Raw genomic sequence first — 25873 nt, forward strand, 5'->3', positions numbered from 1 at the left:
CGGACGGATTGCGGCTTCGCCGCGCCGCGCCCCTTTCGCCTGCGTTCGCCCCATCAAGACGATTCTCCACGCTCGCGCCCCCCGGGATGCGAAGGCGTGCGGGTCGCGGAAAGACACATGGCGAAGAAAATGCTGATCGACGCCACCCACCCGGAGGAAATCCGGGTCGTGGTGGCAGACGGAAACAAGGTCGAAGAATTTGATTTCGAGAACCTGAACAAGCGTCAGCTTGCGGGGAACATCTATCTGGCCAAAGTGACGCGCGTCGAGCCGTCGCTGCAGGCGGCGTTCATCGACTACGGCGGGAACCGGCACGGCTTCCTGGCCTTCTCGGAAATCCACCCCGACTATTACCAGATCCCCAAGGCCGACCGCGAAGCGATCCTGGCCGAGGAGCGGGAGGCCGCGCGCGCCCAGGCAGAGGCCGACGAGGCCGCCGATGCCCGGCACGCCGCGAAGGTCGAGGCCGAATCCGACGACGCCCCCGAGGCCGAGGATGGCGAGGAGAAGCCGAAGAAGTCGCGCTCGCGCAGCCGGTCGCGCTCGCGGTCGCGCAAGAAATCCGACGCGCCCGAGGGCGAGATGGCCGACGCGACGGACGCGGATGCGGATGCCACCGATGCGGATGCGCCTGCGCCCGAAATCGTCGCCGTGGACGAGGCGACGGATGAGCCAACCGTTGTCAGCGGCGAGGGCGCCGACCTGGCGGAAGCCGCCGATGCGACGGACAGCTCTGACGATGACACCGTGACCTCCATCGCCGAGGATTCGGGCCTTGAGGACGAGAGCGTCAGTGAAGGCGCGGCGCCCGAGCCCGCCGAGGGTGCGTCTGCCGTCGAAGCCACGCCGGATGCCGACCCCGCCGCCGAGACGCCCGAGGCCGGCGCCAGCGCAGCCGCGGCCCAGCCCGACGCGGATGACGCCGAGGCCGCGCAGGCCGAGGGCGATGCGGAGACCCAGCCCGAAGAGAAGCCCAAGCGCTCCCGCTCGCGCTCGCGGTCGCGCAAGAAGGCGGTGGATGCCGATGCGGATGCCCCGGAGGGCGACGCCATCGAGACCGTCGCGGACGAAGAGCTCGCCGAGATCCGCCCCCAGCGGAAGGCGCGCGCCCGCAAGTACAAGATCCAGGAGGTCGTGAAGGTCCGCCAGATCATGCTGGTGCAGGTCGTCAAGGAGGAGCGCGGCAACAAGGGCGCGGCCCTGACGACCTATCTCAGCCTTGCGGGTCGCTACTGCGTCCTGATGCCGAACACGGCCCGGGGCGGCGGCATCAGTCGCAAGATCACCAATGCCGCCGACCGCAAGAAGCTCAAGGAGATCGCCTCCGAGATCGACGTGCCCCAGGGCGCCGGCCTGATCGTGCGGACGGCCGGGGCCAAGCGCACCAAGACCGAGATCAAGCGCGACTACGAATACCTCCAGCGCCAGTGGGAGCAGGTGCGAGAGCTGACGCTCAAGTCCATCGCGCCCGCGCCGATCTACGAGGAGGGCAACCTCATCCACCGCTCGATCCGCGACTATTACAGCCGCGATATCGACGAGGTGATCGTCGATGGCGAAGGCGGCTATCGCGAAGCCAAGGACTACATGAAGCTCATCATGCCGTCCCACGCCAAGAACGTGAAACTGCATGACGGGGGCGGCTTGCCGCTCTTCGCCCGGCACGGGGTCGAGACGTATCTCGCGGGCATGTTCAACCCGACCGTGCAGCTCAAGTCGGGCGGCTACATCGTGATCGGCATCACCGAGGCGCTGGTCGCGGTCGACGTCAACTCGGGCAAGTCGACCAAGGAGGGGTCCATCGAGGACACCGCCGTCAAGACGAACCTCGAAGCCGCCGAGGAGGTCGCGCGTCAGGCCAAGCTGCGCGATCTGGCCGGTCTGATCGTCATCGACTTCATCGACATGGACGAGCGCAAGAACAACCTCGCCGTCGAGAAGCGTTTGAAAGATGCGTTGAAACACGACCGGGCCCGCATCCAGGTCGGGCGCATCTCGGGCTTCGGCCTTCTGGAGATGTCGCGCCAGCGTCTGCGTCCCGGCATGCTCGAGGCGACGACCCAGGCATGCCCGCATTGCCAAGGCACGGGCCTGATCCGGTCGGACGATTCGGTCGCGCTGGGCGTGTTGCGCGCACTGGAGGAGGAGGGGACGCGGAAGCGCTCGCGCGAGGTGCTGCTGAAGCTGCCCGTCGACGTCTGCAACTACCTCATGAACGAGAAGCGCGAGCATCTCGCCTCCATCGAAACGCGCTACGGCATGGCCGTGCGGGTGACGGCGGACCCGAGCCTCGTGGCGCCGGACTTCCACATGGAGAAGTTCAAGACCGCGACGCGTGTCGTCCCGAAGCCTGTCGCCAACGTGGTCGGCATGGACACCTCCTGGGTGTCCGAGGAGGACGAGGTGATCGAGGCGGAGGCCGAGGAGGTCGATGCCGCCGAGGCCACGTCAGCCGAAGATCGCGCGCCGCGCCCCGCCCGCGACGAGGATGGCGAGGAGCAGCCGAAGAAGAAGCGCCGTCGCCGGTCGCGCCGCAAGAAGGGCGGTGACGGGGACGGGTCGGGCGAGGACACCCGCGCCGGCGACGCTGAGACCGAGGGCGACGACGCGCCAGCCGGGGCGTCCCAGCCGGACGTGCCGCCGCAGGAGGGTGCGCCCGAGACCACGACCGAGGCGGATGCCCCGGCACCCGAGGAGGCCGAGGCGGCGCCGAAGAGCCGCTCGCGCTCGCGCAGCCGGTCGCGCAAGAAGGCCGATGCGCCTGCCGCGGAGGCCGGGGGCGATGAGCCCGCCGCGGAGGCTGCGGCCGATTCGCCTGAGGCCCCTGCGCCCGAGGCGGCGCCCGAGGCCGAAGCGCCGCCTGCGAAGCCTGCAGCCAAGCGCCGCACACGCGCCAAGGCGCCCGCGCCCATGGCCAAGCCCTCCGAGGAGGTGGCCGAGGTCGCGGAGATCGTCGAGGCCGCCGAGGCCGATGCGCCCGAGGCAGAGCCGGTTGTGGAGACCAAGTCCGCCGACGCGCCCGAGCCTGCTGCCAAGCCGAAGAAGCGCGGCTGGTGGAATTTCGGCGGCTGATCCGGCCCACACAATTGCTAGAAGGGCGTCCCTCGGGGCGCCCTTTTTTCTTGGCTAGTGGGGCTGCGTGATGGCGCGGACGTCCCGCGCACGTCGCCACCCTTCCGTGTTGCGCTGGAGCAGGCCCTCGGCCCGGCGCGCATCGCGATCGGCCTCGCCGAACCGGCCCAATAGGGCGGCGCGCTCGGCCAAGGCCACGAGCGCCAAGGCCGGTTCGCCATTCTGCGCCAGCGCGGTCGCGAGGTCCTGCAGGAGGCCGGGGTCGTAGGGATCGGCCGCCCGCGCCGCCTCCAGAAGGACGAGCGCGTCGCGCGGACGTCCGGTCGCGAGGATCGCGCGCCCGAGCCGCGCACGGATCAACGGATCGCCGGGCGCGAGGCGTTCGGCCCGACGATAGCTCTCGACGGCAGATGCGGCGCGCCCGCTTTCCAGCAGGAACCGTCCCTTGAGCGCATGGAGATAAGCATCGGACGGATTCTGGGCGAGGAGGCGTCCGATCCCGGCCAGCGCGCGGCTGGGGTCCATCTGCCGATGCCGCGCGATGGCCGCGCGGAGGGTCGAGAGGGCGTCCCTCCGCCCGCCCACGTCCCGCAAGGTCTCGCGCGGCGCATCAGTCAGGGCCGAGGCCGTGGCCCGCGCGCGGGCGAGCCAATCGGCACCGTCGCCGTCGTCGGGCTTTCCGGTCTGCGGCGTGGTCTCGCGCGCCGGCAGGCCGCCCGGATCGGGATGGAGGCTGGCGTAGAGGTCGCCTTGGCCCGTCCGGAACAGGTCGCGGCTGATCCCGGCCATGATGCGGCGCGCCGAGAGCGCGGGTGCGCCGATCGCCGCTATGTCGCGCAAGGCGCGCGCATCGGCGCTGCGTTCGGCGTCGCGGTCATGGGCGAGGATCTTCGCCCGGACGCGGTCCGACGACGCGGTGGCCGCACCAAGCACCACTCCGAACCCGGCCGGCGTGGCGGCATGGCCCGAGACCCCGACGCGGATCGGCGCGTGACCCTCCGCGATATGGGCGATCTCGTGGGCGATCACGGCCCGTGCCTGATCCACCGTTTGCAGCCGCCGCAGGAGGCCCGCGTGGAGCACGATCACGCGGTCATTGGCGGCGAAGATATTCGGGCGCGCGTCGTCGATCACCAGGATGCGGACCGGGTCCTGCAGGCCCGCCACAGCGAGCAGCGGGCGGGCCAGTTCGGATAGCGCATGTTCGAGCCCCGCATCGCGCAGCACGGTCTGGGCCGATATAGGCGGAGCCGTCAGGCCGAGGAGCAGGAGGACGGCGAGGATGCGGTGCATGGACGGGCCTCGACTGGCGGGGCGTTGACCCACCCTCCGGGCCGGGTCATCAGGGGCGCGGGCAGTATCGGAGGCGGGCATGGGACGCGCAAGCGGGGTGTCGCGACGCAGCGACGTCGATCCCTTCATCGTGATGGACGTGATGGAGCGCGCGCGCGCCGCCGAGGCCGCGGGCCGTTCGATCATCCATATGGAGGTCGGCCAACCGGGCACGCCCGCGCCGCAGGCCGCGCGCGACGGGCTGACCCGCGCCATGGCCGAGGGGCCGCTGGGCTACACCGTGGCTCTGGGCCTGCCGGAGCTGCGCGCCCGGATCGCGCGGCTCTACGCGGAGTGGTACGGCGTGGACCTGAACCCCGAGCGCGTCGTCGTCACCGCCGGGTCGTCGGCCGCGTTCCTTCTGGCCTTCACGGCGCTCTTCGATGCGGGCGACCGCGTGGGGCTTGGGCTGCCGGGCTATCCGTCCTACCGCCAGATCCTCAAGGCGCTGTCGCTCGAGGCCGTCGGGTTCGAGACCACGCCCGAGAACCGCTTCCAGCCCGTCGCGGGCGACTTGCCGCCGGACCTCGCGGGTCTCATCGTCGCCTCGCCGTCGAACCCGACGGGCACGATGCTGGACCGGGATGCGATGGCCGACCTGATCGGCGCCTGCCACGCGCGCGGATGCGCATTCGTCAGCGACGAGATCTACCACGGCGTGCAATACGGCGCGCGAGCCGTCAGTGCGCTCGAAATTTCGGACGACGTCTACGTCATCAATTCCTTCAGCAAGTATTTCAGCATGACGGGCTGGCGGATCGGCTGGATGGTCGTCCCCGAGGCGCATATCCGCACGCTCGAGCGGCTGGCCCAAAACATGTTCATCTGCGCCCCGCATGCCAGCCAGATCGCAGCCCTTCACGCCATGGATGCCGAGGACGAGCTGCGTGCCAATCTGGACGTCTACGCCGCCAATCGCCGCCTGATGCTCGACCGGCTGCCAGGTGCGGGGTTCGATCGGATCGCGCCGCCGGACGGGGCGTTCTACGTCTATGCCGACATCTCAGGGCTGACCGATGACAGCCTCGCCTTCGCGGGGGAGGTGCTGGACGGCGCGGGCGTGGCAGTGACGCCGGGGCTGGATTTCGATCCGGGCCGGGGCGGGGGGACGTTGCGGTTCAGCTATGCGCGGGCGACGGCCGATATCGCCGAGGGGCTCGACCGCCTGACCGATTGGATGGGGCGGCGGTGATCCGGCTGGCGCTCCTCCTGCTGGCGCTCGCCTGGCCGGTCGCGGCGCAGGAATTCACCGCGCGCGCCACCGTGACCGGCGCCGAGGTTGAGACCGGTCGAAGCGGCGCGGAGCTGTCCTTCGACATCAGCCAGCCGGTGCCGTGGCGCGTCTTCGTCCGCGCCGACCCGTGGCGCCTGATCCTCGACACATCCGAGGTTGACTGGAGCACGTTCGACCTGCCGGGCGAGCCCCTGACGGGCCGCGTCGCGCCGGGATGGTCGCGCCTCGTGCTGCCGCTGGAGGAACCCGCCTCGATCGCGCGGGCCTGGATGGACACGGGCGAGAGCGGCGCGCGCATCCGCATCGTGACCGAAGCGGGCGAAGGCGCCGTCGGGCCCCTCGTGTCGCAGGGCTGGGACGCGGTGCCGGACGCGGTCGGCATGACCGCCCGCCCGCGCCAGACGGGGGATCGGCCGCTGGTCGTGGCGCTCGACCCCGGCCATGGCGGCGTCGATCCGGGGGCCGAACGCGCGGGCACGAACGAAGCCGCGCTGATGCTGTCCTTCGCGCGCGAATTGGCGGGCGTCCTCCGGCGCGAGGGGCACGAGGTCGTGCTGACGCGCGAGACGGACGAGTTTCTCGGGCTCAGGGGGCGGGCCGCCGTGGCGCGGGCCGCGGGTGCGGACCTGATGATCTCGCTTCACGCGGATGCGCTGGACGGGGGCGGGGCCGCCGGGGCGACCGTCTACACGCTCGATCCCGGCGAACGCGATGGGATCACCGAAGAACTGGCCGCGCGGCAGGGATACGGCGAGCTGCTGCTCGGGGTCGAGATCGAGGCGCGCGAGGACGAGATCGCCGAGATCCTCATCGACCTCGCCCGCGCCGAAACGGCGCCGCGCGCGGATGCGTTGGCCGACGCGCTGATCGCGGGGATCGGTGATGCGGGCCTGAAGCTGCACAAGCGACCGCGGCTGGGCGCGGAATTCACCGTCCTGAAGGCGCCCGACATCCCGTCCGTCCTTCTGGAGTTGGGGTTCATGTCAGACGCTGACGATCTCGAGAACCTGCTCTCCGCCGATTGGCGGTCACGGATGGCGACGGCGATCGCGCGCGGCCTCGAGGCCTGGGCGGTCGAGGATGCCGCCGAGGCGCTGCGCCTGCGCCGCTAGCCCGCCTCGGGTTCAAATTCCAACGCCACGCCGTTGATGCAGTAGCGCAGGCCGGTCGGCTGCGGCCCGTCGGGGAAGACATGGCCCAGATGCCCGTCGCAGCGGGCGCAATGGACCTCGGTGCGTTTCATGAACCACGAATTGTCGACGCTCTCGTCGACGCGTGTTCCGTCGACGCCGTCGACCGGCTGGTAGAAGCTGGGCCAGCCCGTCCCGCTGTCGAACTTCGCGCCCTGATCGAAGAGCGGCGCGCCGCACCCCTTGCACATGTAGGTGCCTGGCGCCTTGGGGAAGTCTTCGTGGGTGCCCGCGCGCTCGGTGCCGTGCTTGCGCAGGACCTTGTAGGCCTCGGGGCCGAGCTGGGCCTTCCACTCGTCATCGGACTTGACGATCTTCTCCATCGGGCGTTCCTCTCGCAGCGGGTCTTGGCGTCATGCAGATAGGCCGGGCGGCCGGGTCCGCCAAGGGCGAGGTGCGGGATGGATCGGCAGGCGGGACGCTGGCGCGTGCGGCTCGGGGAGGATGCGGAGGCGGCGCTGACGCTCCGCTCGGTGGCATTCCGGGCCGGTGGTTGCGATCGCGACCGCTTCGACGACGCGGCCCGGCACCTGACCATCGCGGGGCCCGACGGCGTCGCCGCCTGCGCCCGCTTGACGGTGCAGAGCGATGCGACCGAGGGCTACAGCGCGCAATTCTACGATCTGGGCGCGTTCGCCGCGGCCTTCCCCCGCGCGCTGGAGGTGGGACGCGTGGCCCTGGCCGCGACGGTGACAGACCCGGACGTGCCTCGGCTCCTCCTCGCGGCGATGGCGCAGGTCGTGATCGCCGAGCGGATCGGGGCACTCTATGGCTGCTCGTCCTTTCCGCCGGATGGCGCGGGCATGGCGCGGCTCCGCGGTCGGAAGGCCCCGGCCGCGTGGCGACCGCGCCCGACCGCGCTCGAGACCGTGGCGCTTCCCGACCGGCCCGGGCCCGTGCCGCCGCTCCTCAGGGGCTGGCTGGCACTCGGGGCCGGGGTGTCGGATCGGGCCGTGATCGACCGCGATCTCGATACGCTGCACGTCTTCACCGCGCTGCCCGTCGCGTCGATTCCGCCCGCGCGGGCCGCGGCGCTGACCGGCCTTCTCGACGCGGCCTGATCGGGCATCCGATTGACGCCACGCCGGGGCGGGGCTAGCTCCGCCGCAATGGCGCGCGCACCCCTCCTGCAACTGACCGACATCTCGCTGACCTTCGGCGGCGCCCCGGTGTTTTCCGAGCTGGGCCTCGTTGTCCAGCCGGGCGACCGCGTGGCGCTGGTGGGGCGGAACGGGTCGGGGAAATCGACGCTGATGAAGGTGATGGCCGGGTTGGTCGAGGCCGATACCGGTGCCCGCACGCTCAGCCCCGGCACATCGGTCGGCTACATGGAGCAGGACCCGGACCTGTCGGGCTTCACGACCTTGGGCGATTATGCCGTGTCGGGCCTCGATCCGTCCGAGGCCTGGCGCGTCGAGGCCGCCGCCGAGGGCCTGAAGCTGCGGCTCGATGCCAGCCCGGATGCGGCGTCGGGCGGCGAGCGGCGGCGCGCAGCGCTGGCGAAGCTTCTGGGCGAGGCGCCCGAACTGATGCTCCTCGACGAGCCGACGAACCATCTCGACATCGAGGCCATCGCATGGCTGGAGGCCGAGCTTCTGGCGACCCGCGCGGCCTATGTCCTGATCTCTCACGACCGCGCCTTCCTGCGTGCGTTGACCCGCGCCACGCTCTGGATCGATCGCGGGGCCGTTCGGCGGCAGGAGAAGGGCTTCGACGCCTTCGAGGCCTGGCGGGATACCGTCTGGGCGGAGGAAGACCAGAAGCGGCACAAGCTCGATCGCAAGATCAAGGCGGAGGCGCGCTGGGCTGTCGAAGGAATCTCGGCCCGCCGCAAGCGCAACCAGGGCCGCGTTCGCGCGCTGGCCGATCTCAGGGCTGAGCGCTCCGCGCAAGTGCGCCGCGCCGGGACCGCCGCGCTGGACCTCGATTCGGGACAGGCGAGCGGCAAGCGGGTGATCGAGGCGACGGGCCTGACCAAGGCCTACGGGGACACGCCGATCGTGCGGGATCTCGACCTGCGCGTGCTGCGCGGTGACCGCATTGCCTTTGTCGGGCCGAACGGCGTCGGCAAGACGACCCTTCTGAAGATCCTTTTGGGCGAGGTCGCGCCCGATTCGGGCACCGTCAAGCACGGCACCAATCTCGAGATCGCCGTCTTCGACCAGGCGCGCGCCAAGCTCGACCCGAAGGCCACGCTCTGGGATTCGCTGACGCTCGATCCGCTGCTCGGCGTCTCGGGCGCGTCCGACCAGGTGATGGTGCGCGGCACGCCGCGGCACGTCGCGGGCTACCTCAAGGATTTCCTCTTCGACGACCGGCAGTTGAAGGCCCCCGTCCGCTCGCTCTCGGGGGGCGAGAAGGCCCGGCTTCTGCTGGCGCGGATCATGGCGCTGCCGAGCAACCTTCTCGTGCTGGACGAACCGACGAACGATCTCGACGTCGAGACGCTGGATCTCCTGCAGGACGTGTTGGGCGATTATGACGGGACCATCCTCTTGGTCAGTCACGACCGCGACTTCCTCGACCGGATCGCCACCCAGACCGTTGCGATGGAAGGCGGTGGCGCGGTGCAGGTCTATCCCGGCGGCTGGAGCGACTATATCGACCAGCGCGGCGCGCGGGCGACCGTGTTCGCGGGTGAAACGAAAAGCAGATCAAGGGGTTCGGACACGGGCCTCACCTACGCACCGGCGCGTCCGGCGCCCGCCGGGCTCAGCTACACCGAACGGCACCGGCTCGACGCGCTTCCCGGCGAGATCGCGCGGCTCGAGGCCGAGATCGCCAAGCTCGAGACGTTCCTCTCGGACCCGACGCTTTTTACCACCGCACCCGCCAAGTTCGCGAAGGCGACGGACGGTCTCGTGGAGCGGCAGGCGAAGCTCGCGGCCGCCGAGGCGGAGTGGCTGTCACTCGAGGAACGTGCCGAGGAGGCGTAGCGCCGCGCCTCAGGAACAGATGCCGTCGAGATCTTCGGCCCAGGGCACTGTGACCCGGCGGGGGAAGGTCGCGGGATCGGCCACCGGCATCACGTCGCGCAGGAGCGCGTGAAGCCGCGCGGTGCGCCCGCCGGCGGGATCGAGCGTCGCGCAGCACAGATACTCCTCCACGAGGCTGGCCTGCTGCTCGTAGCCATGGGCGAGGAATCCCCGCGTCGGATCGGGATCGAGGAGGTAGGGATCGTCGATCGTCACTTGCTCGGTGAACGCCTTGATCGGGTGGTAGCCCGTCCGCGCGCGGTTCTGCCATTGCCAGACATGGGTCATCTCGTGGGCAAGGAACATCGCCAGCGACAGGTCCAGCGGTGCGCCTGCGAAGTCGCTCCGGGCCAGGTCGGGTCGGAGCAGCAGCGTCTCGAAGAGGACGAGGCCGCCGGTCCGCGCGGTGATGCGGGCGCGGGCCGGGGGCGGGCCGATCCGCTCGCGGCAGGTGGTGCGGGGCCGCGCGTCGTAGGTGATCGGGAACGCGCCGAGACCGGGCGCCCGCACGATCCGCACCGCACCGGTATCGAGCGTCGCGCCGTGGAGCGGTTGCAGGAGCGCCACTTCGGCCGGCGTCAGGCCGCGCCCGCAGGCGGCCAGGAGGAGCGTCAGGAGAAGCGCGCGCAGCATGGTGCGAGAGTGCCACGACCGGGGCCGGGGATACCAGTGCGACTGGCCCGACGCGCGATCACGGGCTAGCGAAGGGCACGCCTCCGGAGCAACCCATGCGCCTGTTCTACAACGCCACCTCGACCAATTTCGGCGATCACATCAATTCGTGGCTCTGGCCGCGGCTGATCCCCGAATTGCTCGCGCGCGAGGATGATGAGGTGCTGGTGGGCGTGGGCTCGCTACTTAAGTCCGATCTCGACCGGGTGCCGGGCGAAAAACACATCTTCGGCACGGGCTCCGGCTACGGCCCGCCGCCGCCGCCCGAGACGGCGCGCGGCTGGAATGTCCACTGCGTGCGCGGGCCCCTGACGGCGCGGCATTACGGGCTGGAGCCGCAGGCCGCGGTGACCGATGGCGCGTGGCTGATTGGGCAGCTGCCGGAATGGCAGGGCACGTTCGACACCGGCGGCGAGGTGCTGTTCATCCCGCACTGGACCTCGGCCGCCTATGGCAACTGGGCGCCGGTCTGCGCGATGGCGGGCCTCACTTACGTGGATCCGCTGGATGACGGCCCATCGATCCTGCGCCGTATCGCCGCCGCGCGCCTTGTCGTGACCGAGAGCCTGCACGGCGCGATCTTCGCCGACTACTTCCGCACGCCCTGGGCGCCGGTCGCCTCGGCGAACCGGGTGCTGCACTTTAAATGGGTCGACTGGTGCATGTCGATCGGCGTCCCTTACGAGACCCGCGCCCTGCCGCCGTCGGACCTCGTGGACGCCCTGATCCAGAGGGTTCGACCCAGCCGCGAAATGCCGTCTCCCGACCCGCGCGCCTACACCGCCGACGACTTCCCCTACGCCCCCGCCGCCGCCGTCAGCGACGCAGGCGCGGCGTATCGGTTGAAGACGCGCGCCAAGGGGGTGGCGCGGGGCGTCCGGGGCAGGGTGCTCGACGGGTTGCGCGCAAGGCGCGACGGGCTGGGGATGGGCGCGTGGAACCGGGGGTATCGCGAGGAGGTCGCCGGGTATCTCGGGACACTGGCGGGGTGCGACGGGATGTTGAGCGAGGACGCGGTGTGGGACCGGCTGGTAGGGGAGTTGGGGGAAAGATTGAAGGGGATGATTTAGCTACGAAGAAGCTGCCGTCGTTCGTAATGCGCCTTGTCGATCAGAAGAGTAGATATCCGAACGCCCACTGCATCGTACCAGTTAAGAGAAGAATGACCTCTGCAAGGGTCATTCTGACCCTTTTCGAACTCTCAGATCTTAGGGCAATCGAATACTGTTGAAAGCGATGAATCGTCTCTGATGTCTCCCGAAAGGCCTCGTTAATCTTCTCAAATTCATTTGCCAATCTATCGCGCGGCCCAGATATCCTTGGTATCGTCTGAAGGCTATTCGGATAGAATGCTTTCTGTACCGCGTGATTTGCGACAATGTCGATGCCGTATGCAAACTCCATCACTGTGGCAGTAAATGCTCGCAGGCCATCGATATTGGCCTGAAGCGAACTGGAATGCTTTCCCAAGAGATCTTGAACCTTAATCGTTTCGATCTCGCGCCAAAGAACGAATGCAATGATTGCCGTGCAAATCGGGTAGGCGCCGGCTGCTTGGAAAAGTGCGCCATCCCCCGCACGGAATGCAGAGAACGAGAACCCAAGCCAAAATCCGCTACCGATCCAGATACTCCACGACGGATGCGCCCATCGGGTCAAACATCCAACTCCCCCGCAAACCGCGCGTTCTCGCTGATGTACTGGAACCGCATCTCCGGTTTCTTCCCCATCAGGCGCTCCACGAGGTCGCCGGTCTCGCCCGGGGCATCTTCGTCCACGTTCACGCGGATGAGCTTGCGGGAGGCGGGGTCCATGGTGGTGTCCTTGAGGTCCTTGGCGTCCATCTCGCCCAGACCCTTGAAGCGCGAGACGTCGATCTTGCCCTTGCCGCCGAGGCCCTTCTCCAGCCAGGCGTCGCGTTCGGCCTCGTCGATGCAATAGACGCGCTTGGCCCCTTGGGTCAGGCGGAAGAGGGGCGGGCAGGCGAGGTAGAGATGGCCCGCGTCGATCATGGGCCGCATCTGGGTGAAGAAGAACGTCATCAGGAGCGCCGCGATATGCGCCCCGTCCACGTCGGCGTCGGTCATGATGACGACCTTGTCGTAGCGCAGGTCGTCGAGGACGAATTTCGTGCCGAGGCCGACGCCGAGCGCCTGCGTCAGATCGCTGATCTCGGTGTTCGACCCGAGCTTGGAGGAGGCCGCGCCCAGCACGTTCAGGATCTTGCCCCGGAGCGGCAGGAGGGCCTGGGTCTTGCGGTCGCGGGCCATCTTGGCGGAGCCGCCGGCCGAATCCCCCTCGACGATGAAGAGCTCGGTGCCGTCGCGCGTCGAGGCGGAGCAATCGACCAGCTTGCCGGGCAGGCGCAGCCGCTTGGTCGCGGATTTGCGTGCGGTTTCCTTCTCCTGCCGGCGCTTCAGCCGCTCCTCGGCGCGCAGCACGAGGAAGTCGAGGATCGCGCCCGCCGATTTCGTGTCGCCCGCCAGCCAGTTGTCGAAGCGGTCGCGCACGGCGCCCTCGGTCATCTTGGCGGCGGCCTCGGTGGAAAGGCGGTCCTTGGTCTGGCCCACGAAGGCCGGCTCGGCGATGAAGCACGACACCAGCGCGCAGCCGCCCGAGATCAGGTCCTCGCGCGTGATCTGCGCCGCCTTCTTGTTGTTCGCAAGCTCGCCATAGGCCTTGATCCCCTTGAGGATCGCGGCCCAGAAACCCACGACATGGGTGCCACCCTCGGGCGTGGGGACCGTGTTGCAGTAGGACTGGATGAAGCCGTCGCGCGCGGGCGTCCAGTTGATCGCCCATTCGACCTTGCCCGGCTCGCCGAACTTCTCCTGGAAGTCGACCGTGCCCGCGAAGGCCGCGTCCGCATACGTCGTGGCCCCGCCCAGCGTCTCGGAGAGGTAATCGGACAGGCCGCCGGGGAAGTGGAAGCTGGCCTCGGTCGGGGTCTCGCCGTCGTCGCTCTCGGAGGTCCAGCGGATCTCGACCCCCGAGAAGAGATAGGCTTTCGAGCGGATCGACTTGAAAAGGCGGGCGGGCTTGAGGCGGTGATGGCCGAAGATCTGCTCGTCGGCATGGAAGGTGACGGTGGTGCCGCGCCGGTTGGGGGCCGCGCCGATCTTCTCGACCGGACCGAGCGGCAGGCCGCGCGAGAAACGCTGTTCGTGGAGTTCGCGGTCGCGGGCCACCTGCACGACCATGCTGTCCGACAGCGCGTTGACCACCGACGCGCCGACGCCGTGCAGCCCGCCCGAGGTCTGGTAGGCCTTGCCCGAGAACTTGCCGCCCGCGTGCAGCGTGCAGAGGATGACCTCGAGCGCGGACTTGTCGGGAAACTTAGGATGGGGATCGACCGGAATGCCGCGCCCGTTGTCGCGCACCGTGACGGAATTGTCGGCGTGGAGCGTCACCTCGATGCGGTTGGCGTGGCCCGCGACGGCCTCGTCCATCGAGTTGTCGAGCACCTCGGCGACCATGTGGTGCAGCGCCCGCTCGTCGGTGCCGCCGATATACATGCCGGGCCGTTTGCGCACCGGCTCCAGCCCTTCGAGCACCTCGATGGACGAGGCGTCGTAGGTCTCGGTCGGGGCGGCGCCCTTGAGGAGGTCGTCGGGCATGTCGGCTGCTCTATCTTGTGTGATTGGGCCCAAGATAGGCGATATGGTGGGGTGGGGGAAGGGTGGAGCAGTGCCTTCTAGTTGCCCGTATGGAAGACCGGAACGGCGAGCGTCGGCAGGCCTCCTGCCTGTCCGAAAGGGACGTATTCCATGGCCTGCAGCGGAGCCGCCTCGGCGTCCGCTTCACAGCCACCGGGTGCGACTGTGGCCACCCATTTACCTTCCTCGACACCCAGGCGTACCGCCTCGGTCGGTAGACGGACGTCGACCGCGGTCGGCGCTCCATCGATTCCGAACATGGAGCGGGCCTCGGTGCCGAGCACAACGGCATAGCCCCTTAATGCTTCGGGCCCATCCGGGATCGTGCCGTCTATGTACCCGCCGACCAAGGTGCCTGTCATGCGATCCGTATCCGCAGCGTTGTGAAGAACGGTCGCCCAGCCGTCTACGAAACAGTCTTCGGCAACCGATCCGGCGGCGAAAGTTACGACGAGGTCTTGCACCTCGGTCCAGTTATAGAGAATTGCCTCTTCGGCCTGCGCGAAGGTGCCGACGGCAGCGGATGTTACGCAGCGCGATGACTGGAGATCCTCTTTATAGTGCGCGGCCGGCAAGTTGCGCACGCGGAGGGACGGCTCGCATTCTACAAAGTTGTAGACTCGGCCATCCGCCGTTTCGTCGCGGGCTACGAACCGACCGCGGACGTATGAAAGCTCGGCTGCGATGTAGACTTGGTAGATTGTGTCAGCATCTTTTGCTTTTGTGGGATCGACCATATCGGATCGGTTGGCCATACCTTGAGTCATCGCAATTCCAGGCGCGGCGCAAAGCGCAGCGATGAAGGTAAAGCCGTTCAGTTTCATTGGTCGAATCCCCTCACTCGTGTCAGCATGGCCGGACCCGTCACCGCTGAAATCCTGAGAACCTGCCGTGCTCCACCCGACGATGACCGTCCCATTAAGAAGACTGTCTGGCCGTCCGCGAAGATAAGGCGCCACGTTCCGGGCATCTCGAATAGCCGCTGAGCCATGCCGTCAATTGTATCGATTCCGGCATCCTTCGCTCCCCTGTAGTTTAGATCGTACAACGTGACGACCGGCATTCCTTCTGCCCCGCTCAAGAACGTTTCCGCTTTCGCCCGTCCTTCCCGGAGCCCGACTAGCGAGACCAAACAGATTAGTACCAGCAAGCCAAAGAAAACGACGGCGCTGCCCCAGCGGCGGAGCCGCGATCCCGGTGGATTTGCGGCCCGCAGAACAATTCCGCCGAAACCGTATGCAAGGATGAGTATGAGTAGGAACATCCCCCACGGAACCGCGCCCGACAGCGCCGGCGATCGCGCAATGTTCACCGCTTCCAGAAAGAAATCGCCTTGCGAGAGATCCACTTCGGAGAATGCGATTCCGAACGTAGAGAAATAGCCTGCGAAGAATGAGAAGCCGGTACTGTAAGGGGCCGCGACGAGTATCGCAAATAGGCCGGCGATGTCCGCCATACTCAACGCGTGGGCTGGCAATCCGGCGTGGGAGGCAACGGATCTCGGGAGTTCACTGCACATAACAAGCCTGAACCATACGAACTCTAGCGGATCATATAACGAGATATCGTGTCATAGCGCGGCCCAGCCGCGCAACCCCGGTGGCACAGATGATGGCGCTCATCTTGAGCGCGGACTGGATTGCCCGGCCTCGCCGTCCCTGACACCGAGGTCAGCGGGTGTTCGAGCCGCTGACCGTGACGTTGTCGACGCCGAAGAACTCGTCCTGGTAGCCCGAGTTCAGGGTCGTGCTGGCGCCGAGGGTGAGATCGCGGCCATCGTTGGCGGCGACGACCTGCACGCGGTAGGTGTAGTCCTGGCTGGAGCCACCGGTGCGGAACGTGCCCGAGCCCCGCGACGAGCGCGTCAGGGTCACGGTCGTGTCGTTCGCGCCCTCGATAACCTTCACGTCGGGCTCGCCCTCGCGCCAGGAATGGGTGCCGACGATCACCTCCTCGCCCGCGATCGAGATGGTGCCGGTCTCGTTGTCCCAGCTGTCCCCGAAGATCATGTCGAACTCGACCACCGCGTAGGCGTCGCTGTCGCGGACCTCGATGGGAAGCGTGGCCAGCGCGCCGCCGCGCGGGATGACGAGAATCTCACCGAAGCCCGCGATGTCCTGGATCTCCCCGGCGGTCCAGCCGCCCAGGTCTCCATCGGTGAAGTCGATCGTCTTGAGGACGCCCGAGAAGGCCGAGATGATGCTGACGCCGCGCAACGTCTCGTCGATATCGTTGCTGGTCGACTGCACCCCCGTGCTGATCACGCCTGCAACCGCGAGGCCGAGGCCGACGAGGCCTGCGGTCAGGACGGTCCAATCGACGGTAACGGCACCGGATTCGTCGGAAATGAAGTAGGGCATGAGACTATGGGTCCTCGGTAGCAGATGCCGATGACCTAGCCCGCCAATGCGGCGCATTTTGGCTAAGACTCGACCATTTTGGCATCCAGAATGGAAACGCTTGCAAAGATCGCGCCCGTTGCGCACGACCGGGGCATGGCACGCATCCTCCTGACCGGGGGGGCCGGGTATATCGGCTCCCATACCTATGTCGCGCTCTGCGAGGCGGGGCACGAGGTGACGATCCTCGATGATTTCTCCAACAGTGATCCGAGCGTGATCGACCGACTGACGCGGCTGACGGGGGGGGCGGTAGACCTCGTGCGCGGTTCGGTTCTGGACCGGGCGGCGCTGGATGGGGTCTTCGCGGGGCGCGGCATCGACGGCGTGGTGCATTTTGCGGCGCTGAAGGCGGTGGGCGAAAGCGTGGCGCGGCCCCTCGACTATTTCGAGACGAATATCGGCGGGCTGATGACGCTGATGCAGGCGATGAAGGCCGCGGGCGTCTGGCGGATCGTCTTCTCGTCGACGGCCACGGTTTACGGCGCGCCCGCGGTGTTTCCCATACCTGAGACGGCGCCGCTTTCGCACACGTCACCCTACGCCTTCACCAAGCTGACCTGCGAGCGCATCTTGGCGCAGGCCGAGGAGGCCGATCCCTGGGTCACCGGGGTTCTGCGCTATTTCAATCCGGTGGGCGCCCATGAGAGCGCGCTGATCGGCGAAGACCCGCGCGGCGTGCCCGACAACCTCATGCCCTACATGGCGAAGGTCGCGCTGGGCGAGCTGCCGGAGCTGCAGGTCTTCGGCGACGACTACGACACGCCCGACGGCACGGCCTGGCGGGATTACATCCACGTCATGGACCTCGCGCGGGCGCATGTGCAGTCGATGGGCGCGCTGATCGAGGGGCGGTCCCATATCCTCAATATCGGGACGGGCAGTCCGGTCTCCGTGCTGGAGATGCACGCTGCTTACGAGCGCGCCACTGGTCGCGCCCTGCCGCATCGCGTGGTCGGGCGGCGCGCGGGCGACGTGCCGAAGCTTTATGCCGATCCGACGCGGGCGCGCGACGAGCTGGGCTTCGAGGCGCGCTACGGTCTCGACGAGATGTGCGCCTCGAGCTGGGCCTGGGTGCAGGCACAGGCCAAGGGCTGGCGCTTCAATTCCTGATGCCTCGGAGCGGGGGTGCCAGGGGATCAGGATCTTCGCTGAAGATCCTGTCCAAAATCCTTGAAAGGATTTTACCCGCCCGACCGGGCGCGCGCCGCAGCGAGCGCGGGCGCGATCGTCTGGGTGATGACGTCGGACGTGACCGGCCCCGCGAAGCGGAGCATCACCGTGCCGTCGCCCGCGATCACGAAGGTTTCCGGCACGCCGTAGAGCCCCCAGTCGATGCCCGTGCGCGCCGTGCCGTCGACCCCGATCGCCGCGTAGGGATCACCCAACTCTTCGAGAAAGGCGAGCGCGTCCGCCGGCTGGTCCTTGTAGTTGATCCCGTAGACCGGAACCTCCTCGGCCAGCGCCTCGAGATGCGGGTGCTCGACGCGGCAGGGGACGCACCAGCTGGCCCAGAAATTGACGATCTTCACCGCGCCATCGCTCAGGATCGCGTCGGTCAGAGCGGCCTTCCCCGGCAACTCGGTCAGCGTCATGGCGGGGGCGGGCGCCCCGATCAGGGCCGACGGCAACGCATCCGGGTCGTCGCGGAACAGGCCCGAAAGAAAGAACCCCGCCAGCGCCGCGAAGATCGCGATCGGGACAAGGGCGATCCATCTCATTCGCCCCGCTCCTTCAGCGCCCGCTTGACGGCGCGGGATCGGGCGATGGACTGGATCACGAGGCCGAGGATCAGCGCGATCGAGAGGCCGTAAGCCAAGAGGATGTCGAAGGCGTATTTGCCCAACCACTCGGTCATGCCATCCGCTCCCGCGTGGCGAGGGCGTGAAGGCGGCGGCGGCGGATTTCGGTCCGCGTTCGCAGGAGCACCAGCGCCACGAAGAGCGCGACGAAGCCCGCCAGCGTCACCACCAGCGGCAACCAGAAGACGTCGGCCACATTCTCCTCGGCGTCGAGCGAGAGGGATGCGCCCTGATGCAGGCCCTGGTTCCAGAACTGCGCGGCGTAGCGCGACAGCACCGCGAAGACCGAGCCCACGAGGCAGAGGATCGCGGTCAGATCCGCGGCCTGGTCCTGGTCCTCGATCGCCGACCAGAGGGCGATGTAGCCGATGTAGAACAGCCCGAGGATCAGGAACGAGGTCAGGCGCGGATCCCATTCCCAATAGGTGCCCCACATGGGCTTGCCCCAGATGGCACCCGTCAGCAGGGCGACGACCGTCATGATGAGGCCGATGGGCGCCGCCGCGCGTGCGGCCAGCGCCGAGACGTGGTGGCGGCGGATCAGCCAGATCAGCGAGGTCACCAGCATCATGAACCACGCGTTGATCGCGAGAAACGCAGAGGGCACGTGGATGTAGATGATCTTGACCGAGTGCCCCATGCGGAAATCTTCCGGGGTGAAGAAGAACCCCCAGATCAGACCCGTCCCCGACAGCGCGATGGCAAGCGCCCAGGCCCAGGGCTGGACGGTCGCGGTCCAGGCCATGAAGCGGCGGGGGTTGGCGTATTCCCAGATCGACATGGCGCGGAACCTAGGGGCGCGGGCGGGCGGTCACAAGCGGCGTTCTGCGATGGAGCCGCGGATCAGCCGCGCTCTCGCCCGATCGTGATCCGGCGGGTCACGACCGGTCCGTCAGAAGGCGCAGGCCGGCGACGGCAAAGAAGGTGCCCAGCGTCGCCTGGATCACCCGACGCGCCCGGCCATAGGCGGCGACCATCAGGGGCGTCGAGAAGGCCACCGCATAGAGGAGGTGGACCACGATCGAGAGGGCAAAGGTGCCCAGAACGATCACGGCCCCGACCCAGAGCGGCGCACCGGGGGCGAGGCCCAGCGAGATGATCGCGATCCAGGCCAGCGCCGCCTTCGGGTTTGTCATCTGGATGATGTAGCCGCGCCGCGCGTAGCCCCAGAGCGTCCGCCGCCCGCCGGCGAGGGCCTTGGCGTCGACATCCTGATGCGCGGCCGCGGCGCGAAACGCCTTGTAGGCGAGCCAGAGCAGATAGAGTCCGCCGACGATCTTGATGGCCAGAAGGGCGGAGGCATAGGTCGCCAGCACCGCCGAGAGCCCGAGCGCGGTCAGCATCGCCCAGGTGAAGGAGCCGGTCGCCACGCCCAAGGCCAGCGCCATGCCCGACGGACGGCCCACCGCCATCGACGTGCCGATTACCGCGAGCACGTTCGGTCCGGGACTGGAGATCGCAAGGAAGAAGGCCGCGTAGGCCATCAGTATACCGGGCAGGTAAAGCGCGAGTTCGGACATCGGAGCCTCCGGGGCGGGACAAAGATGTTGCCACTATGTTCCATTTGCGCCAATCCGGCAAGGATCGCGTCGCGGCCGTCAGCGCAGGTTGACGCGCAGGGCGGCCGCTGTGGCGAAGGGCAGGAGGGCCATGCAGCCCAGCGTGATGCCCGCCAGCAGAGCCAGCGGCGTGGCGAGCGGCAAGCCCTCGACACCGCGTCGGGTGACTTCGGCCCCGAAGACCAGGGTCGGGATGTAGAGCGGCAGGACCAAGAGCGACAGGAGAAGCGAGCCGCGCTTGAGACCGACGGTCAGCGCGGCGGCGAAGGTGCCCAGCCACGACAATGCGGGCGTCCCGATCAGAAGCGAGAGGGACAGCCAGGCCAACCCCTCGGGTGGCAGGAACAGAAGGAGCGACAGGACCGGCGCCGCGACCGTGATGGGCAGGCCCGTGGTGAGCCAGTGCGCGGCGGATTTGACGGACGCGACACCTTCGAGGGGCAGGGGCGCGGTCGCGAGGAGGTCGAGCGAGCCGTCCTCGGCATCGAGCGCGAAGAGCCGGTCGAGCGACAGAAGACACGCGAGGAGTGCGCCGAGCCAGAGGATGCCGGGCGCGATCGGGGCGAGACGCTCCGACTGTGGCCCGACGGCGAGCGGCACGAGCGTGGCGAGGATCAGGAAGAACCCAAGCCCGAGGCCGAAGCCGCCGCCCGCCCTGAGCGACAGGCGCAGGTCGCGAAGGAGCAGCGCTAGCATCGGCGGGAACGCACGGGGTGGGCCCACGCGGGGGCGGGGCAGGGCGGCAGCATCGACGTCACTCCACCGCCTCCGCGAAGGGATCGGCGCCGACGGACCCGTCGCGCCCGTCGGCCGCGAACGACCTAAGGTCGAGATCGGCCGCGTCGCCCAGCCCGAGGTCGATATGGGTGGCGACGATGGCGCTCCCGCCCCCGGCCAGATGCGCGCGGACCGCCGCCCCGAAGAGCGCGACATTCGCCGCGTCGAGCGAGACGGTCGGCTCGTCCAGAAGCCAGATCGGACGACCCGTCAGGATCATCCGGGCAAGCCCCGCCCGCCGCTTCTGCCCGGCCGAGAGATCGGCCACCTTGCGGTCCCGGAGCGTGTCGAGGTCGAACGCCGCCACCGCCCGCGCGATTCCGTCGCGCCCGGTGCCGAAGATCGCCGCCCAGAGTGCCAGGTTCTCGGCCACGCTGAGCTGCGCCTTCAACCCGTCGGCATGGGCGCCGTAGGCAAGGTGGTCGGCATCCGCCGAGATCGTCCCCGCGACCGGTGGGGTCAGACCCGCGAGCGTGCGCAGGAGCGTCGTCTTCCCCGAGCCGTTCGGCCCCCGCAGGATCAGGGCGCGGCCCGCGGGCAGCGCGAAGGTCACGTCGCGCAGCACGATCGCCGCGCCCCGGCGGCAGGTCAGGTGTTCGACGCGCAAGTCCATCGCGCCCGTGATGGCCCATCGCGGCGAGCGAGGGAAGGCCCGGCGCGGGGCGATTTCTCGCATTGTATGCGACGGTATGCCGTTTTCGCTTGATGTGGGCGTCCGCATCGGGCATTGCACGGCCAAGCCCCAACACCCCCAAACCGGAGATGCCAGGATGACCGTCCAAGTCGGAACCGATACCGCCAAGACCCGCCGCGAGCTGACCGTCGGCGACCAGACCGTCAGCTACTATTCCATCGCCGCCGCGACCGAGGCGGGGCTGGGGGATTTCTCGAAGCTGCCCGCCGCGCTGAAGGTCGTGCTGGAGAACATGCTCCGCTTCGAGGATGGCGGGCGCACGGTCTCGGTGGACGACGTTAAGGCCTTCGCTGAGTGGGCGTCGAATGGCGGCCGCAACCCGCGCGAGATCGCGTATCGACCCGCGCGCGTGCTGATGCAGGACTTTACCGGCGTGCCCGCCGTGGTCGACCTGGCCGCGATGCGCGACGGCATCAAGGCGCTGGGTGGCGACGCGCAGAAGATCAACCCGCTCAACCCCGTCGACCTTGTGATTGACCACTCGGTCATGATCGATGAGTTCGGCAATCCGCGCGCGTTCCAGCACAACGTGGAGCGCGAATACGAGCGCAACATGGAGCGCTACCAGTTCCTCAAGTGGGGCCAGACCGCGTTCAACAACTTCCGCGTCGTCCCGCCGGGCACCGGCATCTGTCACCAGGTGAACCTCGAATACCTCGCGCAGACCGTCTGGACCGACGAGGACCAGACCGGCGCGACGGTCGCCTACCCCGACACGCTCGTCGGTACCGACAGCCACACGACGATGGTGAACGGTGCGTCCGTCCTCGGGTGGGGTGTCGGCGGCATCGAGGCCGAGGCCGCGATGCTGGGCCAGCCGATCTCGATGCTGATCCCCGAGGTTGTGGGCTTCGAACTGACCGGTGAGATGACCGAAGGGACGACGGGCACCGACCTCGTCCTCAAGGTCGTCGAGATGCTGCGCGAGAAGGGTGTCGTCGGCAAGTTCGTCGAGTTCTACGGCAAGGGGCTCGACACCCTGCCGCTGGCCGATCGCGCGACCATCGCCAACATGGCGCCTGAATACGGCGCGACCTGCGGCTTCTTCCCCATCGACGGCGAGACGCTGCGCTATCTCGAGAATACGGGCCGCGCCAAGGACCGCATCGCGCTGGTCGAGGCCTATGCCAAGGAGAACGGCTTCTGGCGGGATGCGGATTATGCGCCCGTCTACACCGACACGCTTTCGCTCGACATGGGCACGATCGTGCCGGCGATCTCGGGCCCGAAGCGGCCGCAGGACTTCATCGCGCTGACCGATGCCGCCAAGGCATTCGGCCAGTACGTCAAGGGCGTCCGGTCGGGCAAGGACGCATCCCCGCGGGCCGAGGTCCGCTGGGAGGGCGAGGGCGGCGCGCCCGAGCCGGTCGATATTCCCGGCGACGAGGGCCACCACGCGCGCGGCTACGTCCATGGCGGCGAGGCGGATCGCGCCGACCTGCATGACGGCTCCATCGTCATCGCGTCGATCACGTCCTGCACCAACACGTCGAACCCCTATGTCATGATCGGGGCGGGCCTCGTGGCGCGGAAGGCGCGCGCGCTGGGCCTGAACCGCAAGCCCTGGGTGAAGACGTCGCTTGCCCCCGGCAGCCAGGTGGTGTCGCATTACCTCGAGGCGGCCGGATTGCAAGAGGATCTGGACGCCATCGGCTTCAACCTCGTGGGTTACGGTTGCACGACCTGCATCGGCAACTCGGGCCCGCTCGCGCCCGAGATCTCCAAGACGATCAACGATCACGACCTGATCGCCACCTCGGTCCTCTCGGGGAACCGCAACTTTGAGGGTCGCATCTCGCCCGACGTGCGCGCCAATTATCTCGCGTCGCCGCCGCTGGTGGTGGCCTATGCGCTGGTCGGCGACATGAATGTCGATATCGCGACCCAGCCCCTGGGCCAGGACCGCGACGGCAACGACATCTACCTCAAGGACATCTGGCCGTCGCAGCAGGAGGTCGCCGAACTGGTCGAGGCCACCGTCACCCGCGCCGCGTTCCAGGAGAAATATGCCGACGTCTTCAAGGGCGACGAGAAGTGGCAGGCGGTCGAGGTCCCCCAGCAGGAGACCTATGACTGGCCGCCGACCAGCACCTACGTCCAGAATCCGCCCTACTTCCAGAACATGGACCCCAACCCCGGTGCCATCGAGGATGTTGTCGGCGCGCGCGTGCTGGCCGTGCTCGGCGACATGATCACGACTGACCACATCTCGCCCGCCGGATCGTTCAAGGAAAGCTCACCCGCGGGCCAGTATCTCAAGGACCGTCAGGTCCCGGTGCGGGAGTTCAACTCCTACGGCTCGCGGCGCGGCAATCACGAGGTGATGATGCGCGGCACCTTCGCCAACATCCGCATCCGCAACGAGATGCTGGACGGGGTCGAGGGCGGCTACACCAAGGGCCCGGACGGCCAGCAGACCTCGATCTACGACGCCGCCATGGCGTGGCAGGCGCAGGGCGTGCCGCTGGTGGTCTTCGGCGGCGAGCAATATGGCGCCGGCTCCAGCCGCGACTGGGCGGCCAAGGGCACGGCGCTGCTGGGCGTGAAGGCGGTCATCGCTGAGAGCTTCGAGCGCATCCACCGCTCGAACCTCGTGGGCATGGGCGTGATCCCGTTCGAGTTCACCGGCGGTGACAGCCGCGACAGCCTGGGGCTGACCGGCGAGGAGGAGGTGACGATCCTCGGCCTCGCGGACGTCAAGCCGCTGCAGGAGGTCGAGGCCACGATCAAGATGGCAGACGGCACCGAGAAGACGGTGACGCTCAAGTGCCGGATCGATACCGAGGTCGAGATCGATTACATCAAGAATGGCGGCGTGCTACACTACGTGCTCCGCAATCTCGCGCAGGCGCCCGTCGCCGCCGAGTGACGCGCACTCCGTCGACAAGCTAGCAGGCGGGCCCTTCGGGGCCCGTCACGCGTTTCGGGGACGCCGTCACCAAGCGGTGATTTGTAAGCGAGGCGTGGTGTCGCTAGATCGGACGGGAACGATCCCGGACCCTGACATCATGCGCCTTGCTCCCCTTGCCTTCGCCGCCCTTGCCGCGCTGCCCGCCGCGGCCGACCCGGTGGTGATCGAGCTCTATACCTCGCAGGGCTGCTCCTCCTGCCCACCGGCCGACGAGATGCTGGGCCAACTGGCCGAGAACGACGAGGTCATCGCGCTGTCGTTCCATGTCGACTACTGGGACTGGATCGGCTGGAAGGACACCTTCGCCGATCCCGCCCACACCGCGCGCCAGCGGGCCTATGCCGCGGCAGAGGGCGCGAACACGGTCTATACGCCGCAATTCATCGTCGGCGGCACCGACGGCATCGCGGGGGCCGACGGCATGACGCTTGCGGGCACGATCCGCGCGCATGAGGGGTCGACGGGCGACGTGTTGCGGATGGCCTCGACCGGCGAGGGCCGCAAGGTGATGGCCGCGGAGACGGCGCTGACCGGGCCCGCGCGTCTCGTCCTGCTGACCGTCCTTCCCGAAGCCGAGGTCCGCATCCTCCACGGCGAGAACGCGGGCAAGGACGTGACCTATCACAGCATCGTCCGCGCCATCGACGACCTCGGGACATGGGATGGCGCCGAGACCTCGGTCCCCATTCCCGACGCGCCCGACGGCATGCGCCAGGTCGTCGTCGCGCAGGCGCTGGACGGCGCGTATCCGGGGGCCATCATCGGCGCGGTCCGCGCCGACTGACCCCGCTGGACGCTCGGAGGCGGACGCGGCACCGTCCGGCGATGATCCGGGCGATTCTCTTCGACAAGGACGGCACCTTCACCGACTTCCGCGCGACGTGGGAGGGTTGGGTGCCGGACGCGGTGCGTCGCCTGGCCCGCGACACCGATGTGTCCCCCGCGGCCGTGGCTGACATCTTCGGCGTCGATCTCTCGGCGGACCGAATCCTGCCCCAGGGCCGCTTTGTCACCGCCTCTCATGACCAGACTGTCGCGCTGCTGGAGCCGCTGACGGGATGGTCCGCCCATCGGCTGGCTGACTGGTGGGACGCCGAGGTGGAGACCGTGCAGCAGGTGACGGTGACTGACCTGCCGCCCTATCTGGGAGCGCTGCGGCGCAGGGGCCTGACATTGGGAGTCGTCACCAATGCCCACCGCGCCGAGGCGCTGCATCACCTGACAGATATGGGTGCGATGCCGCATCTCGCCCGCATCGTCGCCGCCGATGACGGCTTCGGGCCGAAGCCCGCGCCCGACGGGGCCCGCGACTTCGCGCGCGCGCTGGGGCTCGACGCCGCCGAGGTGGCGCTGGTGGGCGATGGCCTGACGGACATGCACGCGGCGCGCGGGGCGGGGATGATCGGGGTCGGCGTGACGACCGGCACGCTGGATGCCGCGATGCTGGCGCCCCATGCGGATCACGTCCTGCCGGACATCACGGCGCTGCCGGGATGGCTCGACGGGCGGACCTGATCGCCGAAAGCGACATTCCCGGTCGCAACGCGCCATCCCATAACTAGGTCCGCCGCCCATCCTGATCGCGACGGACGAAAGGACT

24 protein-coding genes are annotated in these 25873 nt (G+C 68.3%); 10 read left to right on the forward strand and 14 right to left on the reverse strand.

What is annotated here, in order from left to right:
* Positions 1–117 precede the first annotated feature (117 nt).
* Positions 118–3072, forward strand: coding sequence for a ribonuclease E/G (locus tag Q0833_RS06040; protein ID WP_298431264.1), 2955 nt, complete (start codon positions 118–120; stop codon positions 3070–3072).
* 54 nt (positions 3073–3126) lie between these two features.
* On the opposite strand, the gene Q0833_RS06045 is transcribed toward Q0833_RS06040, so the two are convergent.
* Positions 3127–4365 carry a M48 family metalloprotease gene (locus tag Q0833_RS06045; RefSeq protein WP_298431266.1) on the reverse strand — a complete coding sequence of 413 codons (1239 nt, stop codon included), beginning with the start codon at positions 4363–4365 and terminating at the stop codon, positions 3127–3129.
* A gap of 79 nt (positions 4366–4444) precedes the next feature.
* Here Q0833_RS06045 and Q0833_RS06050 point away from each other — a divergent pair, with 79 nt between their 5' ends.
* Both Q0833_RS06050 and Q0833_RS06055 read left to right on the forward strand, forming a co-directional pair.
* On the forward strand, positions 4445–5596 hold the full coding sequence (locus tag Q0833_RS06050; RefSeq protein ID WP_298431268.1) for an aminotransferase class I/II-fold pyridoxal phosphate-dependent enzyme: 1152 nt from the start codon (positions 4445–4447) through the stop codon (positions 5594–5596).
* Entirely contained in the window at positions 5593–6750 is a 1158-nt protein-coding gene (locus tag Q0833_RS06055) for an N-acetylmuramoyl-L-alanine amidase (protein WP_298431270.1), read from the forward strand. Before Q0833_RS06050 ends, Q0833_RS06055 begins: the two co-directional genes overlap by 4 nt.
* On the opposite strand, the gene msrB is transcribed toward Q0833_RS06055, so the two are convergent.
* The gene (gene msrB, locus Q0833_RS06060) at positions 6747–7151 is read right to left on the reverse strand and encodes a peptide-methionine (R)-S-oxide reductase MsrB (protein ID WP_298431272.1); all 405 of its coding nucleotides are present in this window, start codon (positions 7149–7151) and stop codon (positions 6747–6749) included. The two genes, Q0833_RS06055 and msrB, sit on opposite strands and share 4 nt — an antisense overlap.
* Before the next feature lie 78 nt (positions 7152–7229).
* On the opposite strand from msrB, the gene Q0833_RS06065 reads away from it, so the two are divergent.
* Both Q0833_RS06065 and Q0833_RS06070 read left to right on the forward strand, forming a co-directional pair.
* Positions 7230–7889: a GNAT family N-acyltransferase gene (locus tag Q0833_RS06065; protein WP_298431274.1), complete on the forward strand. Its 660-nt coding sequence runs from the start codon at positions 7230–7232 to the stop codon at positions 7887–7889.
* 48 nt (positions 7890–7937) lie between these two features.
* A complete protein-coding gene (locus tag Q0833_RS06070; protein ID WP_298431276.1) occupies positions 7938–9764 on the forward strand; it encodes an ABC-F family ATP-binding cassette domain-containing protein in 1827 nt (608 codons plus the stop codon).
* Positions 9765–9773: 9 nt separating this feature from the next.
* Here the strand turns inward: Q0833_RS06070 and Q0833_RS06075 are convergent, their stop codons facing one another.
* Complete coding sequence (locus Q0833_RS06075) at positions 9774–10436, reverse strand: hypothetical protein (RefSeq protein WP_298431278.1); 663 nt, start codon at positions 10434–10436, stop codon at positions 9774–9776.
* Positions 10437–10531: 95 nt separating this feature from the next.
* On the opposite strand from Q0833_RS06075, the gene Q0833_RS06080 reads away from it, so the two are divergent.
* Positions 10532–11545 carry an exov-like protein gene (locus Q0833_RS06080; RefSeq protein WP_298431280.1) on the forward strand — a complete coding sequence of 338 codons (1014 nt, stop codon included), beginning with the start codon at positions 10532–10534 and terminating at the stop codon, positions 11543–11545.
* Between the two features lie 40 nt (positions 11546–11585).
* Here Q0833_RS06080 and Q0833_RS06085 read toward each other — a convergent pair whose 3' ends face one another.
* The 5 genes from Q0833_RS06085 to Q0833_RS06105 all read right to left on the reverse strand — a co-directional run bounded on the left by Q0833_RS06085 (position 11586) and on the right by Q0833_RS06105 (position 16491).
* Complete coding sequence (locus tag Q0833_RS06085) at positions 11586–12134, reverse strand: hypothetical protein (protein WP_298431282.1); 549 nt, start codon at positions 12132–12134, stop codon at positions 11586–11588.
* Entirely contained in the window at positions 12131–14092 is a 1962-nt protein-coding gene (gene parE, locus Q0833_RS06090) for a DNA topoisomerase IV subunit B (protein WP_298431284.1), read from the reverse strand. The genes Q0833_RS06085 and parE overlap by 4 nt, the downstream gene beginning before the upstream one ends.
* Before the next feature lie 77 nt (positions 14093–14169).
* Positions 14170–14955 (reverse strand): hypothetical protein, encoded by a 786-nt coding sequence (locus Q0833_RS06095; RefSeq protein WP_298431286.1) that lies wholly within the window; start codon positions 14953–14955, stop codon positions 14170–14172.
* Positions 14952–15587, reverse strand: coding sequence for a hypothetical protein (locus tag Q0833_RS06100; RefSeq protein WP_298431287.1), 636 nt, complete (start codon positions 15585–15587; stop codon positions 14952–14954). Before Q0833_RS06100 ends, Q0833_RS06095 begins: the two co-directional genes overlap by 4 nt.
* A 214-nt stretch (positions 15588–15801) precedes the next feature.
* The gene (locus Q0833_RS06105; protein ID WP_298431290.1) at positions 15802–16491 is read right to left on the reverse strand and encodes a hypothetical protein; all 690 of its coding nucleotides are present in this window, start codon (positions 16489–16491) and stop codon (positions 15802–15804) included.
* A gap of 135 nt (positions 16492–16626) precedes the next feature.
* Between Q0833_RS06105 and galE the strand changes: the two genes are divergently transcribed.
* Positions 16627–17643 (forward strand): UDP-glucose 4-epimerase GalE, encoded by a 1017-nt coding sequence (gene galE / locus Q0833_RS06110; protein ID WP_298431292.1) that lies wholly within the window; start codon positions 16627–16629, stop codon positions 17641–17643.
* A gap of 71 nt (positions 17644–17714) precedes the next feature.
* On the opposite strand, the gene Q0833_RS06115 is transcribed toward galE, so the two are convergent.
* The 6 genes from Q0833_RS06115 to ccmA form a co-directional block, all read right to left on the reverse strand.
* On the reverse strand, positions 17715–18251 hold the full coding sequence (locus Q0833_RS06115) for a DsbE family thiol:disulfide interchange protein (RefSeq protein WP_298431294.1): 537 nt from the start codon (positions 18249–18251) through the stop codon (positions 17715–17717).
* A complete protein-coding gene (gene ccmD, locus Q0833_RS06120) occupies positions 18248–18388 on the reverse strand; it encodes a heme exporter protein CcmD (protein ID WP_298431295.1) in 141 nt (46 codons plus the stop codon). The genes Q0833_RS06115 and ccmD overlap by 4 nt, the downstream gene beginning before the upstream one ends.
* Positions 18385–19113: a heme ABC transporter permease CcmC gene (gene ccmC, locus Q0833_RS06125; RefSeq protein WP_298431297.1), complete on the reverse strand. Its 729-nt coding sequence runs from the start codon at positions 19111–19113 to the stop codon at positions 18385–18387. Before ccmC ends, ccmD begins: the two co-directional genes overlap by 4 nt.
* Positions 19114–19210: 97 nt before the next feature.
* Complete coding sequence (locus Q0833_RS06130) at positions 19211–19852, reverse strand: LysE family transporter (RefSeq protein WP_298431299.1); 642 nt, start codon at positions 19850–19852, stop codon at positions 19211–19213.
* A 78-nt stretch (positions 19853–19930) separates the two neighbouring features.
* Positions 19931–20587: a heme exporter protein CcmB gene (ccmB, locus tag Q0833_RS06135; protein ID WP_298431301.1), complete on the reverse strand. Its 657-nt coding sequence runs from the start codon at positions 20585–20587 to the stop codon at positions 19931–19933.
* Positions 20588–20645: 58 nt separating this feature from the next.
* The gene (gene ccmA, locus Q0833_RS06140; protein WP_298431303.1) at positions 20646–21281 is read right to left on the reverse strand and encodes a heme ABC exporter ATP-binding protein CcmA; all 636 of its coding nucleotides are present in this window, start codon (positions 21279–21281) and stop codon (positions 20646–20648) included.
* 157 nt (positions 21282–21438) lie between these two features.
* Here ccmA and acnA point away from each other — a divergent pair, with 157 nt between their 5' ends.
* From acnA to Q0833_RS06155, 3 genes are all read left to right on the forward strand, one after another.
* Complete coding sequence (acnA, locus tag Q0833_RS06145; RefSeq protein ID WP_298431305.1) at positions 21439–24231, forward strand: aconitate hydratase AcnA; 2793 nt, start codon at positions 21439–21441, stop codon at positions 24229–24231.
* Positions 24232–24370: 139 nt separating this feature from the next.
* A complete protein-coding gene (locus Q0833_RS06150; protein ID WP_298431307.1) occupies positions 24371–25057 on the forward strand; it encodes a thioredoxin family protein in 687 nt (228 codons plus the stop codon).
* Between the two features lie 41 nt (positions 25058–25098).
* Positions 25099–25788, forward strand: a complete 690-nt coding sequence (locus Q0833_RS06155; RefSeq protein ID WP_298431309.1) for an HAD family hydrolase — start codon at positions 25099–25101, stop codon at positions 25786–25788.
* The last annotated feature ends 85 nt before the right edge of the window (positions 25789–25873 follow it).

Source organism: uncultured Jannaschia sp. (assembly GCF_947503795.1).
GTDB lineage: Bacteria > Pseudomonadota > Alphaproteobacteria > Rhodobacterales > Rhodobacteraceae > Jannaschia.

Bases quoted from the DNA above. Each gene is read 5' to 3' on its own strand.
- Q0833_RS06040 (WP_298431264.1), top strand. From the start codon at position 118: ATGGCGAAGAAAATGCTGATCGACGCCACCCACCCGGAGGAAATCCGG.
- ccmD (WP_298431295.1), bottom strand. From the start codon at position 18,388: ATGACCGAGTGGTTGGGCAAATACGCCTTCGACATCCTCTTGGCTTAC.
- Q0833_RS06115 (WP_298431294.1), bottom strand. From the start codon at position 18,251: ATGAGATGGATCGCCCTTGTCCCGATCGCGATCTTCGCGGCGCTGGCG.
- acnA (WP_298431305.1), top strand. From the start codon at position 21,439: ATGACCGTCCAAGTCGGAACCGATACCGCCAAGACCCGCCGCGAGCTG.
- ccmB (WP_298431301.1), bottom strand. From the start codon at position 20,587: ATGCTAGCGCTGCTCCTTCGCGACCTGCGCCTGTCGCTCAGGGCGGGC.
- Q0833_RS06155 (WP_298431309.1), top strand. From the start codon at position 25,099: ATGATCCGGGCGATTCTCTTCGACAAGGACGGCACCTTCACCGACTTC.
- Q0833_RS06050 (WP_298431268.1), top strand. From the start codon at position 4,445: ATGGGACGCGCAAGCGGGGTGTCGCGACGCAGCGACGTCGATCCCTTC.
- Q0833_RS06130 (WP_298431299.1), bottom strand. From the start codon at position 19,852: ATGTCCGAACTCGCGCTTTACCTGCCCGGTATACTGATGGCCTACGCG.
- parE (WP_298431284.1), bottom strand. From the start codon at position 14,092: ATGCCCGACGACCTCCTCAAGGGCGCCGCCCCGACCGAGACCTACGAC.
- msrB (WP_298431272.1), bottom strand. From the start codon at position 7,151: ATGGAGAAGATCGTCAAGTCCGATGACGAGTGGAAGGCCCAGCTCGGC.
- Q0833_RS06075 (WP_298431278.1), bottom strand. From the start codon at position 10,436: ATGCTGCGCGCGCTTCTCCTGACGCTCCTCCTGGCCGCCTGCGGGCGC.
- Q0833_RS06105 (WP_298431290.1), bottom strand. From the start codon at position 16,491: ATGCCCTACTTCATTTCCGACGAATCCGGTGCCGTTACCGTCGATTGG.
- Q0833_RS06045 (WP_298431266.1), bottom strand. From the start codon at position 4,365: ATGCACCGCATCCTCGCCGTCCTCCTGCTCCTCGGCCTGACGGCTCCG.
- Q0833_RS06095 (WP_298431286.1), bottom strand. From the start codon at position 14,955: ATGAAACTGAACGGCTTTACCTTCATCGCTGCGCTTTGCGCCGCGCCT.
- ccmA (WP_298431303.1), bottom strand. From the start codon at position 21,281: ATGGACTTGCGCGTCGAACACCTGACCTGCCGCCGGGGCGCGGCGATC.
- Q0833_RS06150 (WP_298431307.1), top strand. From the start codon at position 24,371: ATGCGCCTTGCTCCCCTTGCCTTCGCCGCCCTTGCCGCGCTGCCCGCC.
- Q0833_RS06065 (WP_298431274.1), top strand. From the start codon at position 7,230: ATGGATCGGCAGGCGGGACGCTGGCGCGTGCGGCTCGGGGAGGATGCG.
- galE (WP_298431292.1), top strand. From the start codon at position 16,627: ATGGCACGCATCCTCCTGACCGGGGGGGCCGGGTATATCGGCTCCCAT.
- Q0833_RS06100 (WP_298431287.1), bottom strand. From the start codon at position 15,587: ATGGCGGACATCGCCGGCCTATTTGCGATACTCGTCGCGGCCCCTTAC.
- Q0833_RS06080 (WP_298431280.1), top strand. From the start codon at position 10,532: ATGCGCCTGTTCTACAACGCCACCTCGACCAATTTCGGCGATCACATC.
- ccmC (WP_298431297.1), bottom strand. From the start codon at position 19,113: ATGTCGATCTGGGAATACGCCAACCCCCGCCGCTTCATGGCCTGGACC.
- Q0833_RS06070 (WP_298431276.1), top strand. From the start codon at position 7,938: ATGGCGCGCGCACCCCTCCTGCAACTGACCGACATCTCGCTGACCTTC.